The organism is Convivina praedatoris, from assembly GCF_933208495.1.
Classification (GTDB): domain Bacteria; phylum Bacillota; class Bacilli; order Lactobacillales; family Lactobacillaceae; genus Convivina; species Convivina praedatoris.
Map to the genome: position 1 here is coordinate 1 of NZ_CAKOET010000002.1, position 17,250 is coordinate 17,250.

At 41.1% G+C, this 17,250-nt stretch carries 16 protein-coding genes; 15 read left to right on the forward strand and 1 reads right to left on the reverse strand.

The features are described 5' to 3' along the window. Positions 1-2,827: LPXTG cell wall anchor domain-containing protein (locus M4974_RS01615; RefSeq protein ID WP_305883168.1), on the forward strand; the 2,827-nt coding region annotated here is incomplete at its 5' end. A 150-nt stretch (positions 2,828-2,977) separates the two neighbouring features. On the opposite strand, the gene M4974_RS01625 is transcribed toward M4974_RS01615, so the two are convergent. Next, positions 2,978-3,682 carry a helix-turn-helix domain-containing protein gene (locus M4974_RS01625; protein WP_248705781.1) on the reverse strand — a complete coding sequence of 235 codons (705 nt, stop codon included), beginning with the start codon at positions 3,680-3,682 and terminating at the stop codon, positions 2,978-2,980. 135 nt (positions 3,683-3,817) lie between these two features. Here M4974_RS01625 and M4974_RS01630 point away from each other — a divergent pair, with 135 nt between their 5' ends. From M4974_RS01630 to atpA, 14 genes are all read left to right on the forward strand, one after another. Then, a complete protein-coding gene (locus M4974_RS01630; RefSeq protein ID WP_248705782.1) occupies positions 3,818-4,054 on the forward strand; it encodes a helix-turn-helix domain-containing protein in 237 nt (78 codons plus the stop codon). Positions 4,055-4,149: 95 nt separating this feature from the next. Further along, on the forward strand, positions 4,150-5,367 hold the full coding sequence (locus M4974_RS01635; protein ID WP_248705783.1) for a phosphoglycerate kinase: 1,218 nt from the start codon (positions 4,150-4,152) through the stop codon (positions 5,365-5,367). 119 nt (positions 5,368-5,486) lie between these two features. Further along, positions 5,487-7,850 carry an RNA polymerase recycling motor HelD gene (helD, locus tag M4974_RS01640; protein ID WP_248705784.1) on the forward strand — a complete coding sequence of 788 codons (2,364 nt, stop codon included), beginning with the start codon at positions 5,487-5,489 and terminating at the stop codon, positions 7,848-7,850. A 2-nt stretch (positions 7,851-7,852) separates the two neighbouring features. Then, the gene (locus M4974_RS01645) at positions 7,853-8,542 is read left to right on the forward strand and encodes a nucleoside/nucleotide kinase family protein (RefSeq protein WP_248705785.1); all 690 of its coding nucleotides are present in this window, start codon (positions 7,853-7,855) and stop codon (positions 8,540-8,542) included. A gap of 81 nt (positions 8,543-8,623) precedes the next feature. Continuing rightward, on the forward strand, positions 8,624-10,135 hold the full coding sequence (locus M4974_RS01650; protein ID WP_248705786.1) for an MDR family MFS transporter: 1,512 nt from the start codon (positions 8,624-8,626) through the stop codon (positions 10,133-10,135). Next, the gene (locus tag M4974_RS01655) at positions 10,132-10,800 is read left to right on the forward strand and encodes a DUF4811 domain-containing protein (RefSeq protein WP_248705787.1); all 669 of its coding nucleotides are present in this window, start codon (positions 10,132-10,134) and stop codon (positions 10,798-10,800) included. Before M4974_RS01650 ends, M4974_RS01655 begins: the two co-directional genes overlap by 4 nt. Positions 10,801-10,961: 161 nt before the next feature. Further along, positions 10,962-11,162 carry a cold-shock protein gene (locus M4974_RS01660; RefSeq protein WP_089939007.1) on the forward strand — a complete coding sequence of 67 codons (201 nt, stop codon included), beginning with the start codon at positions 10,962-10,964 and terminating at the stop codon, positions 11,160-11,162. Positions 11,163-11,265: 103 nt separating this feature from the next. Further along, positions 11,266-11,979, forward strand: coding sequence for a 2,3-diphosphoglycerate-dependent phosphoglycerate mutase (gpmA, locus tag M4974_RS01665; protein ID WP_248705788.1), 714 nt, complete (start codon positions 11,266-11,268; stop codon positions 11,977-11,979). A gap of 66 nt (positions 11,980-12,045) precedes the next feature. Next, entirely contained in the window at positions 12,046-13,320 is a 1,275-nt protein-coding gene (locus M4974_RS01670) for a solute carrier family 23 protein (protein ID WP_248705789.1), read from the forward strand. A 235-nt stretch (positions 13,321-13,555) separates the two neighbouring features. Beyond that, a complete protein-coding gene (gene atpB / locus M4974_RS01675; protein WP_248705790.1) occupies positions 13,556-14,281 on the forward strand; it encodes a F0F1 ATP synthase subunit A in 726 nt (241 codons plus the stop codon). A gap of 108 nt (positions 14,282-14,389) precedes the next feature. Then, positions 14,390-14,617, forward strand: a complete 228-nt coding sequence (gene atpE / locus M4974_RS01680; RefSeq protein WP_089938999.1) for a F0F1 ATP synthase subunit C — start codon at positions 14,390-14,392, stop codon at positions 14,615-14,617. Between the two features lie 24 nt (positions 14,618-14,641). Then, positions 14,642-15,151, forward strand: a complete 510-nt coding sequence (gene atpF, locus M4974_RS01685; RefSeq protein ID WP_089938997.1) for a F0F1 ATP synthase subunit B — start codon at positions 14,642-14,644, stop codon at positions 15,149-15,151. An 11-nt stretch (positions 15,152-15,162) separates the two neighbouring features. After that, positions 15,163-15,705, forward strand: a complete 543-nt coding sequence (atpH, locus tag M4974_RS01690; protein WP_248705791.1) for an ATP synthase F1 subunit delta — start codon at positions 15,163-15,165, stop codon at positions 15,703-15,705. A 12-nt stretch (positions 15,706-15,717) separates the two neighbouring features. Next, positions 15,718-17,235, forward strand: coding sequence for a F0F1 ATP synthase subunit alpha (gene atpA / locus M4974_RS01695; protein WP_248705792.1), 1,518 nt, complete (start codon positions 15,718-15,720; stop codon positions 17,233-17,235). The last annotated feature ends 15 nt before the right edge of the window (positions 17,236-17,250 follow it).

A 17,250-nucleotide genomic window follows, 5' to 3' on the forward strand; every position in this document is an offset into this window, starting at 1 on the left:
TTCGACTTCGGAATCAGCGAGTCAGTCGGCTTCAACGAGTGCCTCGATTTCTGATTCAACTTCTGGATCAAAGTCCGCTTCCAAGTCGGCAAGTACGTCAACTTCTGATTCAAACTCTGACTCAAAGGCAGCTAGTGAATCCGTTTCGACTTCGATTTCTAACTCCGCTTCAACGGCTTCAACGAGCACTTCACTTTCAAATAGCTCATCTAAGGCAATTTCGACTTCGGAATCAGCGAGTCAATCAGCTTCAACGAGTGTCTCAATTTCTGATTCAACTTCTGAATCAAAGTCCGCTTCCAAGTCGGCAAGTACGTCAACTTCTGATTCAAACTCTGATGCCAAGTCAACGAGTGATTCGACTTCAACATCTGCAAGTATTTCTGATTCGACCTCGGCGTCAAGTTCAAAGTCGACATCTAGGTCGGCAAGTACGTCGATTTCTGATTCAAACTCTGACTCAAAGGCAGCTAGTGAATCCGTTTCGACTTCGATTTCTAACTCCGCTTCAACGGCTTCAGCTAGTGCTTCGACTTCGACCAGCATGTCAATTTTTGATTCTGCTTCTAGTTCAAAGTCAACTTCTAAATCGGCAAGTACTTCGATTTCTGAGTCAAACTCCGATTCAAAGTCAACGAGTGATTCAGCATCAATTAGTACTTCGATTTCAACGAGTGATTCGAAGGTAGCTTCGACATCTGAATCAGGTAGTCAGTCAGCTTCAACGTCAACTTCGATTTTTGATTCTGCTTCTAGTTCAAAGTCAACTTCTAAGTCAGTAAGTACTTCAATTTCAAACTCTGATTCCGATTCAAAGTCAATTAGTGACTCAAAGTCCACATCAATTTCTGGTTCTGAGTCAGCTGCTTCGGCAAGCGCTTCAACTTCGACGAGTGTTTCCAATTCTGATTCAAAGTCGGCAAGTACTTCAACTTCAATTAGTCAGTCAATTTCAAGCTCAACTTCAGCTTCTGATTCAACGTCTAATTCAAAGTCAACTTCTAAGTCAGTAAGTACTTCAATTTCAGAATCTAACTCAGATTCAAAGTCAATCAGTGCTTCAACTTCAACATCAGTTTCTGGTTCGCTTTCAACTGATTCAATGAGTACTTCAATTTCAAAGAGTGATTCGAAGGCAACTTCAACTTCTGAATCAGCGAGTGCCTCGACTTCGACCAGTGCTTCAATTTCTGATTCGATGTCTGGATCAAAGTCGGCTTCAAAGTCCGCCAGTGCATCTACTTCCGAATCTGGATCAGATTCAAAGTCAACGAGTGATTCCGCTTCGACTAGTACTTCAATTTCAAAGAGTGATTCGATGTCAACGTTAACTTCGGAATCTGCTAGTCAATCCGCTTCAACGAGTGCTTCAATTTCTGATTCAACGTCTGGATCAAAGTCGGCTTCAAAGTCCGCAAGCACGTCAACTTCGGAATCTGGTTCAGATTCTCAGTCGATTAGTGATTCAATCTCACAATCAATTTCAACTTCGGCATCAACTTCAGTATTGAAGTCCACTTCAACATCTAAGTCGATAAGTACTTCAACGTCTGGTTCTGAATCTGATTCGAAGTCAACTAGTGACTCGACTTCAATTAGTCAGTCAATCTCTAGTGCCGCTTCGGTTTCTGACTCAGTTTCTGGTTCAATATCAGCTTCAAGGTCCGCAAGTACGTCGACATCAAGCTCAAATTCTGATTCAAAGTCAAACAGTGATTCGACCTCTGTTTCAGTTAGCCAATCTGTTTCAGCAGCTTCAATGAGTACGTCAACTTCAACTAGTACGTCGATTTTTGACTCAGTTTCTGGCTCGAAATCTGCTTCCAAGTTGGCAAGTACATCGACTTCGAACTCAAATTCTGACTCAAAGTCAATGAGTGATTCAACTTCTGTTTCAGTTAGTGAATCTGCCTCAGCAGCTTCAATGAGTACGTCAACTTCAACTAGTACGTCAATTTCTGATTCAGTTTCTGGTTCGAAATCAGCTTCCAAGTCGGCAAGTACATCGACTTCGAACTCAAATTCTGACTCAAAGTCAATGAGTGATTCAACTTCAATTAGTCAATCAATTTCTAGTTCGACTTCAGTTTCTGATTCGAAGTCAGCTTCAAAGTCGAGTTCAAAGTCAGTAAGCACGTCAACTTCCGAATCTGAATCTGATTCAAAGTCCGACTCAAAGTCGGCTTCGATGTCAGCCAGTATGTCAACTTCCGAATCTAATTCGAATTCAAAGTCTGACAGTACTTCAGCTTCAACTAGTCAATCAGCTTCAATCTCAAGTTCAAAGGCCGCTCATGATCCAGCATCAATGTCTGATTCTGAATCAATGAGTCAGTCAGCCTCTGTTTCTGGTTCAACTTCGACATCAACTAGTGCAAGCCAATCAGCTTCAATCTCAAGCTCTAAGGCCGCTCATGATCCAGCATCAATGTCTGATTCTGAATCAATGAGTCAGTCAGCCTCCGCTGCTGATTCAACTTCGACATCAACGAGCGTGAGTCAATCAGCTTCAATCTCAAGTTCAAAGGCCGCTCACGATCCAGCCTCAATGTCTGATTCTGAATCAATGAGTCAGTCAGTCTCCGCTGCTGGCTCAATGTCAACAAGTTCAGCCCACGGTAAGGTAGTACCAAACTCAACTTCAACAAGCTTGAGCCCTGCTCTTTCAACATTCGTTTCGAATGCGAAGGCGCAAGGACACAGTGCTTTGCCAAATACTGGTAAAGATAGTGATAATCAATCAGCCGCTGGTCTAATCGGCTTAGCAGCTGCAACCTTGTCACTAGGTGTACTTGGTTCAAAGCGTAAGAAAGAGGAAGAAAAGTAAATCAATAACCATTACTTTCTAACTCTAAGTACGGCAAAAACCCCTGGATTTTAAATCCAGGGGCTTTTTGCATTCGGGTTATTCAAAATAAAAATTAATGCGATATAACACGTAAAAATAGATAATTAGTAAGACTCAGTCGTGCTAATTTTATGGTTCGACAACGTAACCCAAAATAGAAACCTCATGCTGATAATTGATAGGTAAATCTGCATAACTCGGATTCAAAGAAACTAGTCGTTGACCATGATTGTCAGCAATATATTGTTTGACATAAGCTTGCTGGTCATAATTAGCAATCACAATCTGACCGGAATGGACATCTTTAGTGCTTTTAACTAAAATAATTTGCTGATCTACAAAATGTGGAGCCATTGAATCGCCACTAACGCGAACAGCGTAATCGTGCGGTAAAATCGTTCCCTTTAAATTTTCCCATTCAGGTTCCGAGTCTAAGAAATATTGTCCAGTTCCAGCTGAAACCGTGCCGAGAACTTGAACCTGTCGTTCACGTGACTGCCTTAATGAAATTATTTTATTCTCATTTTTAAGTAATTGAGTAGCGAAAAGTCGAAGATTTGTGCGATTGGTTGAATTCAGCTTCTGATCTATTTCGACCAAATCATCTGATAGCGATGCATCAACATCAATTCCAAAAACTTCACTGGGGGATATGTGAAAATATTCAGCTAAAACCCTCACGTAAGACATCTGAATATCAGTGCCATGTTCCCAGCGGGAAATCATACTTTTACTAATTGAAGTGTGAAACTTATTGTTTACATCTTCTGCTAACTGACCTTGAGATAAATCAGAATTCAAGCGCGCTTTTCTAATTATATTACTAAATGTCATTTACATTCCTCCTGCGTGAATGATTATAACACAACTATTCCCTATGAGGAACAATAGCATTGACATGATTTAGATAGGTATGTAAAATAAAATTGTTCCTTAAAAGGAACTAAAAGAAAGGGCGGGGACTATATCATGACTAAGCGGTTAAGAGAACCCTATTATGCATTAAAAAAGTGGGTGCGCCGTAACCACCTATCACAGTTAGAATTGGCGGAAACGTTAAAAACGAGCAGCAATTATATTAATAAGAAAATAAATGGTACCGGTTCTGATTTTCGCTTGTCAGAGGTACGGTTGCTAGTTTCTAAATATAGTATTCCAGTAGATCTATTTTTCGTACTTGGTCTGCCGGAATCAGATAAAAAATAAAACCGTTTTTTGCTCAATTCATTGCAAAAACAAGACAACAATTGTTTTTTGCTTTATAATGGTGCTGTCAAATTAAATAAATTTTGGAGGCATTTATGGCAAAGTTAGCAGTTACTGACTTGGAACTTGCAGGTAAGAAAGTTTTGATGCGAGTTGACTTCAACGTACCTATTAAGGGTGGGGTGATTGGTAATGATAATCGAATCGTTGCTGCTCTACCAACTATTAAGTATGTTTTGGAGCACAATGGTCGCGCTATCTTATTCTCACATTTGGGACGAATTAAGACTGAAGATGATAAGAAAGAATTGTCCTTGGCTCCCGTTGCTAAGCACTTGGGTGAGTTGCTAGGTAAGAATGTTACCTTTATTCCTGAAACTCGTGGCGCAGAATTAGAAGCTGCCGTTAACGCTTTGGAAGACGGCCAGATTTTAATGGTTGAAAACACTCGTTTTGAAGACGTTAAGGATGGCGAGTATGTAAAGCTAGAATCTGGTAATAATCCTGAATTAGGTAAGTACTGGGCTTCATTGGGTGATGGTATCTTTATCAATGATGCCTTTGGAACAGCTCATCGCGCCCACGCATCTAACGTAGGGATTGCTAGTAACGTTATCCAAGCTGCTGCTGGTTTCTTAATGGAAAAGGAAATCAAGTATCTTGGGGAAACGGTTGCAAATCCTAAGCGTCCTTTCGTTGCCATTATTGGTGGTGCCAAGGTTTCGGATAAGATTGAAGTGATTAAGGCTTTGTTGAACAAGGCTGATAAGGTTATTGTTGGTGGTGGTATGTCCTACACCTTCGATGCTGCCAAGGGAAACAAGATTGGTAATTCTCTATTTGAAGCTGATAAGGTTGAATTAGCTAAGCAATTAATGGCAGAAGCTGGTGACAAGCTGGTCCTACCAGTTGATGCTGTTGCTGCTGATGCCTTCAACAATGATGCTAAGACGGTCATTGTTGATAGTGCAGCTGGTATTCCTGATGGTTATATGGGATTGGATATCGGGCCAAAGTCAATCGCTTTATTCCAAGAAGTGTTGTCTGATGCTAAGACAGTCGTTTGGAATGGACCAATGGGTGTCTTTGAGATGTCTAACTTCGCTAAGGGAACTTTGGCTATCGGTAACGAATTAGTTAAAGTTACTGAAAATGGTGGGGCCACTATCGTTGGAGGTGGTGATTCAACTGCTGCTGTTCAAGCTTTGGGTGTGGCTGATAAGCTTTCCCACATTTCTACTGGAGGTGGTGCTTCACTTGAATATCTTGAAGGCAAGCCTCTACCTGGAATCGAATCTCTTACCAATAAGTAATTTTAATTTTTAAAACGCCTAAAGTGGGCGTTTTTTTATGCTCAAATCATGGTGCTTTATCTTTACGAATGGTAAGCGTATAATTGTGAGAACATATTTTAAGGGTAGAGGTGATTATTGTGGATCAGTCAATTCGAGTGATAGAAGAGAATTATTTAAAGAAAACTCTTAAAACAATAAAAACAGCCATCGCGCATACTAAAGCAGCGATTAAACAATCAAATAAGAATATTAATGATGCCGCCAAAGGGTGGGATGATGTTCGTATCAAAACCGATACTTATTCGGGAATAATTGAAACGGCTATGTCAGTTCGGCAGCAGCAACAGCTTTTAGCCGAGCGTGAAAATTCTAAATCGCGTTCGCAACAACGTTATGAAACATTAGTGAAACAAGTTAAAAAGCCTTATTTTGCTCGGATTGATTTTAAAGAGAAAAATGGGGAAAATATGCCGAGCGAAACGATTTATATTGGTTTGGCTTCATTTAGTGACGATGATAATAACTTTTTAGTTTATGATTGGCGGACGCCGGTAGCTTCTATTTATTACGATGGTGGTATTGGTGATGTTGATTATTTGACACCGGCTGGTCCGCAAGAAGCGGAAGTAACTTTGAAACGTCAATTCGAAATCGAAGATGGTGTAATTGTAACACTCTTTGATACGGAAGAAGCCATTGGAGATGCCATGCTGGTTAATGCCTTAGCTGGCGAATCTTCAACAAAGATGAAGTCAATTGTTACAACCATTCAAAAAGAACAGAATAAAATTATTCGTGATACTGAAGCAGACTTGCTCTTTGTCCAAGGTGCAGCCGGTTCTGGTAAAACGGCTGCCATCATGCAACGAGTGGCTTATTTGCTTTATCGTTACCGTGGAAAGTTGACCAGTGGACAGGTTGTCTTGTTTAGTCCAAACCAGTTATTTAATGATTACGTGGATCAGGTCTTGCCGGAATTAGGGGAGCAAAATTTGGTTCAAATGACCTTCTATCAGTATGCTTCCCGTCGATTACCACGTTTTCAAGTGGAAAATTTAAACCAACGTTTTGAAGATCAAGGTAAAAATCCTAAGATTGACCAATTAATGGGCAGTTTGGCGATGTATCAAGCGATTAATAACTATGCTAATAGCCTTAATCAAGAGGGTATTCGTTTACGTAATTTAATGTTCCATGGGGAGCCTTTGATTCATAAAGAAAAAATTGCTGCAATTTACTACCATTACAATCAAAATTACCGCTTGTCCCAACGTTTAGAAGCTACTCAGGAAAGTTTGATGCGATCTTTACGAAGCCAAGTTGGGGTGCAAATTCGTCAGGATTGGGTTGAAGAGGTAATTGAAAATCTATCTAAGCAAGAATATGACGATTTAGTTGGCGCCGGTCGTAGTCGTCTTGGTGATGATCAAGAAGGTGACGCGGCGGCTAAAACGCGGATTAATCAGTTGGGACAGGGTCCTCAGGAACGTGAATTTAGTAGTGATAAGGCCGAACGCCATTTCTTAGGCAAACAAATCGTGACTCGAGAATTAAGGCCTTTGGCCCGTAAGATTCGGAGAGCAGCTTTTTTGAATATTAATGCCCAATTTGTTGACTTTTTAAATCAAGTACCTGACTATTTGGATTTGACGCAGTTTAATCTTAGTGTAGCTGAATGGCACGAATACGTTCAAAAGGTGATTGCTAGTCTAAAAAACGGCGATATTTCATTAGCTAGTGCTACGGTTTATCTCTATCTCTATGATTTAGTAACTGGTAAACACGGACAGCGGGATATTCGTTTTCTATTCATCGATGAAATTCAAGATTATACGCCTTTACAACTGGCCTTCTTGAAGTTTTCTTTCCCCTTGGCTAAGTTTACAGTTTTGGGTGACTTGAATCAGGCTATCTTTACGCATGAAAATGCCCAAGACCTACAAGATGATTTTTCTCAACTATTTGATGGAGATAAGGTACATCGAGTTGAACTTAATCAGACTTATCGTTCGACGCAGCAAATTACGGACTTTACTAAGGCCATCTTGAAAGATGGGCAACGGATTGAGGCTTTTGATCGTAAGGGTGAAAAACCAGTAATTAAATTATATGCCGATAACCAAGATGCCACGGGGGCATTACGTCACCAGTTGAATCAAAACCAGGTCGACCGGGAATCCACTGCTGTTATAACTGAATCCTTAGCGGATGCTCGTCAATTAGCTGAACAACTCCAAGATACCAACATTACCTTAATCCACTCTGAAAACCAACGTTTGGTCACTGGTGCTATTATTTTACCGTCTTATTTAGCCAAGGGATTGGAATTCGATGCCGTTATTATTTGGCAAGCCGATGCCAAACATTACCACAGTGAAAGTCAGCGCCAATTGTTATATACGGTTGCATCGCGGGCGATGCATCGCTTAACCTTAATTGGAATAGAGGTGATGTCACCCCTATTGGCTGACTTGCCGCAGGACTTATACCAAGAGGGCTAATCATGGATGAGTTAGTTAACCAGATTTTGACTAAATATCAGCAACGCTTTTTTGTGGTGGCGATTAGTGGTTCAGTTGCCGTTGGGAAAAGTAGTTTTGCAGAACAGCTGGCCAAAAAATTGAATGATACGGGTCTGAATTGTCAGGTAGTTAGCAGCGATCATTTTCTATATACCAACCAGGAATTAACAACTGCAGGCATTTTTGAACAAAAAGGTTTTCCGGTTAGTTATCATTTAGATCATTTGGTAGCTATGTTAGAGGCCTTTGAATCCGGTAAGGATCGGGTTGAAATTCCACTTTACCAACAAGATTTTGGGGATATTGTGCCTGATAAACAGCAGATAATTATTCGTCCAGATATCTTGATTGTGGAAGGGGTAGTGGCCTTACAGTTGCCAAGTAACCAACGCAATTTTAGTATCTATTTAGATGCTGATTTACACCATATTAAGGAGTGGTATCTTAGTCGCAACATCATGGCCACGCTGAGAGCTACTGATAATCCTAAGAGTTGGCGGTATCAATATCGTAATATGCCTTTAGAACAGTTTAAAAACTTGGCCTTAGCGGTTTGGGAAAAGACAAACCAAAGGAACTTGGATAATTATATTGAGCCTAGTCGTCAGCAAGCTGATGTTTTTGTTCATTTGGATCGATGGCATCAACCGGACCGATTGATTAGTCAATAAGATTTTCAATACGTTGACATAATTACACGTTGGTGTACAATTACCCATTGTGTAATTTTTTAATTTTTAGGAGGAATCAACATGTCCAGTGAACTAAAAGACATGAATGGAAAACCAATTAATAAAATTGCCATGATGGCCCTTTTGTTAATCGGTTCTTTCGTTATTATTTTGATGCAGACCTCATTAGGGACTGCTTTACCTAGTTTGATGACGGCGTTTAACGTTGATTCAGCGGGTGTCCAGTGGCTAACTACTATCTTTTTAATGGTTAATGGAATTATGGTGCCGGTTTCGGCCTTTCTTAATACCCGTGTTCCCACGAAGTACTTGTATTTATCAGCGTTACTAATTTATATTATTGGCACGGTGATTGCGGTAGTGACTCCAACTAATGCCTTTTGGTTGTTGATGGTTGCTCGAGCCTTACAGGCAGTTGCAGCTGGTATCGTAATGCCGTTGATGCAGGTTGTCGCTTTGGCTCTTTTTGGTGAAGAATCACGTGGGAAGGCCTTGGGGATGGTTGGTCTAGTTATTGGGATGGCCCCAGCCTTGGGGCCGACCCTATCAGGATGGATTCTTGACCAAGACCACACATTTTTAGGCTTAACGATTGCCGGTAATTGGCGTTCAATCTTTATGTTGGTTTTACCAATTGCGATTGTTGTTTTGTTAATTTCATTTATCTACTTTAAAAATATTTTACCTACGCGCGATGTGAAGTTAAACGTGAGATCCCTAATTGAATCTACCTTTGGATTTGGATTGATTTTGTTTGGATCAGCTATGGTTTCTGATCATGGTTGGATGAGCTTCACTTGGGTGATTTTACCAATGCTTTTGGGCTTGCTAGTCATTGCAGAATTTGCTTGGCATCAGTCACGTATGAAAGTGCCTTTCTTAGATCTTTCAGTCTTTAAAAATCGTCAATTCACTATTACGACTATCTTAGTTTCTTTGACTTTCATTGCCATGATTGGTGTGGAAATGGTTTTGCCAATTTATATGCAACGTGTACGTGGTTTAAGCCCATTAAATTCAGGTTTGACGCTCTTACCTGGGGCCTTAATGATGGGAGCTCTTTCGCCGCTAGCTGGTTACCTATACGATAAACACGGGGCCCGTCGTTTGGTTATCTTTGGATTTAGTTTGGTCTTCATTGGGACCGTACCTTTTTACAAATTAACTGAAACGACTCCTACCATTTTCATTACTACTTTGTATATGTTACGCATGGCCGGAATTGCCTTGACTATGATGCCGCTAACGTCATCAGCCATGGGGGTTCTGCGACAAAATCAAGTTGCCCAGGGAACGGCCGTCAACAACACGATTCGTCAGGTAGCTGCTTCCTTAGGGACAGCGGTACTATCTTCTATTATGCAATCGGTGATTAATGACCATACCCCTACCAGTAGCTTGAAAATTAAGGATCCGTTGGAATATGCTCAGCAAATGCTAAATGCTGGTTTGTCTGGTTTCCATGCTTCATTCTTGTGTGCGGCTGGTTTTGTCCTAGTGGCGTTCATCTTGGCCTTTTTCTTGCACAAGGGTAAGGTAACTGCTGCTGAACCTGAGGAGGAAAAAGCATGATTTTATTGATTTTATTTCTCTTTGTGGCACTAGCCTTTATTTCTTTGATGTTTTTAGACAAACAGACCTATGTTATTGGCGGTGTAATCGGCTTTATTGGCATCATTTTGTCAGTGGGCCTGATTACGGCTAATATGGCCAACCACTTTGGTATGGAAACAAAAGTTACAACGCATAAAAGTATGATGTACTCAGCCACTAATTCCAAAGGTTATGGTGTGCTGTTGTATCAGCCCGTTGGTACTTCTGGAAAAGAGAATGTTTACATTTATCGTAAGCATGAACAAGACCAAAAGCCAACCATTGTTAAACCTGATTTAACGATGACTACTAATCGTCAAGAAATTGCTGGTAATCAAGCTTATCGGGTTATAAAAGATACTCGCTATGTATATAAAAATGACTTCTGGAAGTTGATGTTTAGCATTGCTGGTAATGATGGTGAGTTAAAGAAGCGTCAGGTTACTTACCAGTTGCCACAGAACTGGATTGCTCTGACAACTCAGCAAGCTAAAAATTTACAGGCTAAAATGACGCCTAAAACTGATGAAGAAAAGGCAGCTGTAGCTCAACAGCAAGAAGCCTTAGCTGAACTGGCACAAAATGATCCCGATCAAGCAGGCATCAAACAGGTACAGCAAATAAAAGCAACGTTGAATATTTAATCTTTGTTCAAGGTAGCACTTGTGCTCTCTTTGGAAGCATGCTATACTATCGTTAGTAATTTAAGTTTTTGATTTTGATTTGTTTTTTTCGGAAGGCGTCATACCAATTATTTTTAATTACAACTACATTATTTTGGTGATACACCTAAAGGAGAACAATCATGGAAAAAGGAACAGTAAAGTGGTTTAACGGAGAAAAGGGTTACGGCTTCATCACTCGTGAAAACGGTGAAGATGTTTTCGCTCACTTCTCAGCAATCCAAGGTGACGGTTTCAAGACTTTGGAAGACGGTCAGTCAGTAACTTTCGAAGTTGAAAACTCAGACCGTGGCTTGCAAGCTACTAACATCGTTAAAGATTAATATTTAAAGTCTAGGAAGATTCCTAGGCTTTTTGTTTTGCTGAAATTTTGTTTATTTTGCAGTATAATTAACAAGTAAACAAAGACTAAGGAGTTTTAAAAACATGGCTAAGTTAGTATTAATTCGGCATGGTCAAAGTGAATGGAATGCTTTGAACTTGTTCAATGGTTGGGTGGATACCAAGTTGTCTGACAAGGGTATTCAACAAGCTAAGGATGCTGGTGAATTGTTGGCACAAGAAGGAATTGAGTTTGACCAAGCTTATACTTCAGTGTTGACTCGTGCAATCACAACCCTTCATTTGGCCCTCGAAGAAGCTGGTCAGCTTTATGTTCCTGAAGCTAAGTCATGGCGTTTGAATGAGCGTCATTACGGTGCATTGCAAGGACAAAACAAGGCTGAAGCTGCTGAAAAGTGGGGAGATGACCAAGTTCATATCTGGCGTCGTTCATACGATGTTTTGCCACCAATGTTGGATAGCTATGATCCTGAAGTAACTGTTCAAGGCAAGACTTACCCTGCTTTTGACCGCCGTTATGCTGATGTACCTTATGGGGACCTACCTTTGGGTGAAAATCTTAAGATTACCTTGGAACGCGTTTTGCCTTTCTGGTATTCAAACATTGCTAAGGACTTAAAGGCTGGTAAGAACGTGGTTATTGGTGCCCATGGTAACTCTCTACGTGCCCTTGTTAAGCATTTGGAACAAATTTCAGATGATGAAATCTTGGGTGTTGAGATTGCTAACGGTCAACCAATTGTTTACGATTTGGATGATGATTTGTCAATCGTATCAAAGAAAGTTTTGACCAAGTAACATTGACTTAACCTGCCTGTCGTTGGCAGGTTTTTTACTGCACTCTTGTTAAAATCGAGGAAAATTATGTCAGAAGAAAGCAATAAGCCGGTTTATGATCTCTATGAACGTCCACCTTTTCTTACTTGGTTTGGGCTATCCTTACAGCACCTTTTTTCCATGTTTGGTGCAACGGTCTTAGTTCCCTTACTAGTTGGATTGAACCCGGGTGTGGCCCTCTTTTCATCCGGAATTGGTACTTTAATCCACATCCTAATCACTCGTGGACGGATTCCAGCCTATATGGGTTCTAGTTTTGCCTTTATTATTCCGATGACTTCACTTTTAAAAACGGTGGGTTATCCAGCCGTGGCCCAAGGAGTCATTTCAGTTGGGATAGTTTATTTAGTTGTTGCTTTGGTCGTGACCTTTACCGGTACGGCTTGGATTAATGCTATTTTTCCACCTGCAGTAGTAGGTCCGGTTATTATGGTAATTGGTTTGAGCTTGGCTGGGGCTGCTGCCACTTCAGCCACTCAATTGAACGGACACTATGATTTAAAGGTTTTTGCGGTGGCCTTAGTTACACTGTTGGCCACGATTGCTTTTAATATGTTCTTGCGTGGATTTTTGGGACTACTACCGGTTTTGCTAGGTATTATTTTTGGGTACTTAATGGCTTTGGCTGTTGGGTTAGTTGACTTATCAGTTGTTAACCAAGCCCAATGGTTCCAAATGCCTAAATTTGAATCTTTCTTAGATGAACGCGGTTTTGTTTTCTATCCGGCTGCTGTGCTTAGTATGGCACCTTTGGCGTTAGTTACTTTATCGGAACACTTGGGTCACTTGATGGTTTTGTCCAAGATTACTGGCCATGATTTTTTTGAAAATCCAGGCTTGAAGCGGACCTTGACGGGTGATGGAGCGGCTTCTATCGCTGCTGGTTTGGTTGGTGGACCAGCCGTAACTTCTTATGGTGAAAATATTGGTGTCATGCAATTGAGCCGGGTTTATTCAGTATGGGTAATTGGTGGAGCAGCTTTCTTAGCGGTTATTTTTAGTTTTGTTGGTAAATTATCTGCTTTAATTAGTACTATTCCTGGTGCTGTAACCGGTGGGGTTGGCTTCATGTTGTATGGTGTCATTGCCGCTGCTGGTTTACAAGTTATTGTGGACAATAAAATTGACTACAGTAAAAAGCGGAATTTAATGATTGCTGCCCCGATATTAGTAATTGGGATCGGTAACTTTCATTTACAATTGAGCAATCAGGTTGATTTTTCCGGGGTTGCTTTAGCAACTGTCCTTGGAATTATTTTGAATTTAGTGTTGCCCAAAGTGGCAGCCAGCGAGATAGAATAGTTATGTGAAGCTTGATTTATCAAGCTTTTTTATATGCTTTTTAAATATTTGTTAAAGATTTACCAATGCCTTTCTAACAGCCGTTACACCGATATTTGTTCCTGATATTTTTTCTTGTGAAATTATCTTTTTGCTGTTGAATTTAAAAAAATCAAGGCGTATCATTGGAATATATTCTGACGGATTGCTGGTCAAAGGTGTTCGCCAAATATTAAATTAAGAAAGGAGCGAACGCATGGATGAACCAACGGCAACATTTCGATTCTTGGGTTTGACTTTTGACTGGTCGATCGTCATTTCAACCTTAGTTTCGATGGCGATTGTGGTTGCGATTGCGGTTTTTCTAAGCCGCCGACCAAGTGTCAGGCCAAATAAGCGGCAAAATGCTATGGAGTGGATGTTAGATTTCTCCAACAGTATTATCGGTGGGCAACTCCCCAAAGACTTAGCTCGTAAGTTTGGTTTGTATGCTTTCACTTTATTTTTCTTTGTTATAGTTTCAAACGAAATTGGGTTGCTATTACAGATTAAAATGGGTGATGGCGTAACTTACATGAAGTCTCCAACTGCTGATCCAATTGTGACAATGACCTTGTCTATTATGACATTAGCCATTGCCCATGGTATTGGTGTAAAGGAACTCGGTTTGGGTGGCTACCTTAAGAATATGCTGTTAACGCCATATTCTTGGATGTTACCCCTCAATATTATTGAGCAGTTGGCCAACTTCTTGACGCTATCGTTGCGTCTATTTGGTAATATTTTTGCCGGTGAGATGCTCTTGAACTTGATTGCCAGCAGTATGGCTTGGCCCGGGCACTTCAACGGATTTTTGACTATCTTAGCCTTACCGTTAGAAATGATTTGGCAAGGATTCTCACTCTTTATCGGTGCCATCCAAGCCTATGTCTTTGTCATCTTGACGGGTGTCTTCATTGCCCAATTGTCGGGAAATGAATAGTGGTCATTAGGACTGCTTATGAGACTATTACAGTCACGCGGGAGCGTTATCATCCACACTACAGTAACTTATGGTAGGAGCCATATTTATATCTAAAGGAGAAGTCTAATGGATTTGCATAATCTAGGTGTTATTGCCGCCGGCCTTGCCGCAGCAGGAGCTGCCATCGGTGGTGGTGTTGGTAACGGTGTTTTAATTTCACAATTTTTAGCTGGTATGAGCCGTCAACCAGAACTTGAAGGACGTCTTTTGTCTCGTATGTTCTTAGGGGTTGCTTTGGTCGAAGTTATGCCAATTTTGTCAATTGTCTTTGCCTTCATTTTGATGGGTAAGTAAGCCAAAGTATTACGGAGGAAAATCATGTTGGGAACAACGTTATTAGCAGCTAAAGAAATGCCATTGGGTGATATGCTGTTTATCATTGTTGCCTTCCTTGTCTTGATGGTTATCCTTAAAAAAGTGGCTTTTGGGCCACTAACTAAGGTTTTGGATCAACGAGCCGACAAAATTTCTTCTGACCTAGATGGGGCAGAGGAATCGCGTCAACAGGCCGAGCAATTGGTTGAGCAACGGCAAAACGAACTTGACCAAACTCGGCAGCAGGCTAGCGAAGTTGTGGCCAGCGCTAAGGCCAGTGCCCAAAAGCAGGGCGAAGACGCTTTAGCGAAGGCTAATGAACGTGCTGATAGTATTCATCAGCAAGCTCAAGCTGACGCAACTAAAATGAAAGCTGACGCTATTGCCGGTGCTAAAAGTGAAGTGGCCAACCTTTCGGTGGCAATTGCTTCAAAGTTGATGCAAAAGGAGCTATCTGTTGATGATCAGCGGGCTTTAATTGACGCCTATATCGCAGATTTAGACCATAAGTAAGGAGTATTGGTATGGCAAAAAAGACACGTCAAATTGTTAACCAGTACGCCCAGGCAATTTTAGAATTAGCAGCTGAGCAGCATAATAGTGATGAGGTTGTGGCTGATCTAACAGCCCTTAAACAGGTGATTGCAGAGCAACCAATGCTTTTAGTAACCCTGGCCTCACGCGAACTTGATGCTAAAAATCAAGATCAGCTAGTTAATACCTTGACCAAAACAGCAGTTCCAAGTGTTCAAAATCTATTAAAGGTTTTAATTGCTAATGGACGTTTAATGCTGTTAGACCAAATTATTGATGATTTCTTAGATTTGTATAAGCAAAGTCAGGGCATTGTTGATGTTGATATCATCACGGCCTTAGAAGTAGAGCAGGATCAAAAAGTTAAGTTGGAGACGGCCTTTATCCGTCATAGCGGTGCTAAGCAGCTCAATCCTACCTATCGAGTTGATCCCGCCATTATTGGTGGTGTGATTATGCAATCTAAGTCATTATTAGTTGATGGTAGTTTACGCACTAAAATTACTCAAATGAAGGCACAGTTATTAGGTTAGTGAGGAAAGAGAATGGCTATTCAAGCTGAAGAAATTTCTGCTTTAATTAAGCAACAGCTCGAAAAGTTTGACACAAAGCTAACTGTTGAAGAGGTTGGAACCGTTACTTATATTGGTGATGGTGTTGCCCGAGCTACTGGTTTGGCCAATGCTATTTCTGGTGAGTTGGTGCAGTTTGCCAATGGCGAATACGGAATGGTTCAAAACCTAGAAACGAGTGAAGTTGGTATTACTGTTTTAGGTAATTCAGCTGGTATTCGTGAAGGTGATACAGTTAAGCGGACTGGACACGTTATGGAAGTGCCCGTCGGTGAAGAACTTATTGGGCGGGTTGTCAATGCAATTGGACAGCCCATTGATGGATTAGGTGAGTTAAAGACAACTAAGACTCGTCCAGTCGAAGTTAAGGCACCCGGCGTTATGGAACGTCAATCGGTGTCAGAACCTCTTCAAACTGGAATTAAGGCGATTGATGCTTTGGTTCCAATTGGACGAGGACAGCGTGAGTTAATTATTGGTGATCGTAAGACCGGTAAAACTTCACTAGCTGTGGATACAATTTTGAATCAAAAAGGCCAAGACATGATCGTCATTTATGTGGCAATCGGTCAAAAGGATTCAACTGTTCGTGAACAAGTTGAAACTTTGCGTCAAATGGGTGCCATGGATTACACCATTGTGGTTAATGCTGGCCCTTCTGAATCAGCTTCACTACTGTACTTGGCACCTTATACTGGGGCGGCCATGGGTGAAGAGTTCATGTACAATGGCAAGCATGTTTTGATTGTCTTTGATGATTTGAGTAAGCAAGCTACGGCCTATCGTGAGATATCCTTGATTTTGCGTCGTCCGCCTGGACGTGAAGCTTATCCGGGAGATGTTTTCTACCTACACTCACGTTTGCTAGAGCGAGCAGCCAAGTTAAGCGATGAATTGGGCGGTGGTTCAATGACGGCTTTGCCAATTATTGAGACCCAAGCTGGGGATGTTTCAGCCTATATTCCAACCAACGTTATTTCCATTACTGATGGGCAGATTTTCTTGGATGCTGATCAGTTCTATGCTGGTGTTCGTCCAGCTATTGATGCTGGAACATCTGTTTCGCGTGTTGGTGGAGATGCTCAGATTAAAGCAATGAAGAAGGTTTCTGGAACTTTGCGGTTGGACCTAGCTTCATATCGTGAATTAGAAAGCTTTGCGCAATTTGGATCTGATTTGGATTCAGCTACCCAGGCTAAATTGGCTCGTGGACGTCGTACGGTTGAAGTTCTTAAGCAGCCTTTGCATCAACCTATGTCAGTTGAACATCAAGTCTTTGTACTTTATGCTTTGACGCATGGTTATTTGGATGATGTTGCAGTTGAGGATATTCAACGTTTCCAAGATGAATTAATTGTCTACGTGGATGCAAATGCCAGCGATTTGTTGGAAGAGATTGTAACTACTAAGCAGTTGCCTGAAGATGCTGGTATGCAAAAGGCGATTGAAGGCTTTAAAGCCGGCTTTGCTGCATCATCAGCTCAACAATAAAAGGAGGCGTTGTTG

Excerpts from the sequence above, each read along its gene's own strand:
- atpE (WP_089938999.1), top strand. The coding sequence starts at position 14,390 with ATGGATTTGCATAATCTAGGTGTTATTGCCGCCGGCCTTGCCGCAGCA.
- M4974_RS01650 (WP_248705786.1), top strand. The coding sequence starts at position 8,624 with ATGTCCAGTGAACTAAAAGACATGAATGGAAAACCAATTAATAAAATT.
- M4974_RS01660 (WP_089939007.1), top strand. The coding sequence starts at position 10,962 with ATGGAAAAAGGAACAGTAAAGTGGTTTAACGGAGAAAAGGGTTACGGC.
- M4974_RS01655 (WP_248705787.1), top strand. The coding sequence starts at position 10,132 with ATGATTTTATTGATTTTATTTCTCTTTGTGGCACTAGCCTTTATTTCT.
- atpH (WP_248705791.1), top strand. The coding sequence starts at position 15,163 with ATGGCAAAAAAGACACGTCAAATTGTTAACCAGTACGCCCAGGCAATT.
- M4974_RS01630 (WP_248705782.1), top strand. The coding sequence starts at position 3,818 with ATGACTAAGCGGTTAAGAGAACCCTATTATGCATTAAAAAAGTGGGTG.
- atpA (WP_248705792.1), top strand. The coding sequence starts at position 15,718 with ATGGCTATTCAAGCTGAAGAAATTTCTGCTTTAATTAAGCAACAGCTC.
- atpB (WP_248705790.1), top strand. The coding sequence starts at position 13,556 with ATGGATGAACCAACGGCAACATTTCGATTCTTGGGTTTGACTTTTGAC.
- M4974_RS01625 (WP_248705781.1), bottom strand. The coding sequence starts at position 3,682 with ATGACATTTAGTAATATAATTAGAAAAGCGCGCTTGAATTCTGATTTA.
- M4974_RS01645 (WP_248705785.1), top strand. The coding sequence starts at position 7,853 with ATGGATGAGTTAGTTAACCAGATTTTGACTAAATATCAGCAACGCTTT.
- M4974_RS01670 (WP_248705789.1), top strand. The coding sequence starts at position 12,046 with ATGTCAGAAGAAAGCAATAAGCCGGTTTATGATCTCTATGAACGTCCA.
- M4974_RS01635 (WP_248705783.1), top strand. The coding sequence starts at position 4,150 with ATGGCAAAGTTAGCAGTTACTGACTTGGAACTTGCAGGTAAGAAAGTT.
- gpmA (WP_248705788.1), top strand. The coding sequence starts at position 11,266 with ATGGCTAAGTTAGTATTAATTCGGCATGGTCAAAGTGAATGGAATGCT.
- atpF (WP_089938997.1), top strand. The coding sequence starts at position 14,642 with ATGTTGGGAACAACGTTATTAGCAGCTAAAGAAATGCCATTGGGTGAT.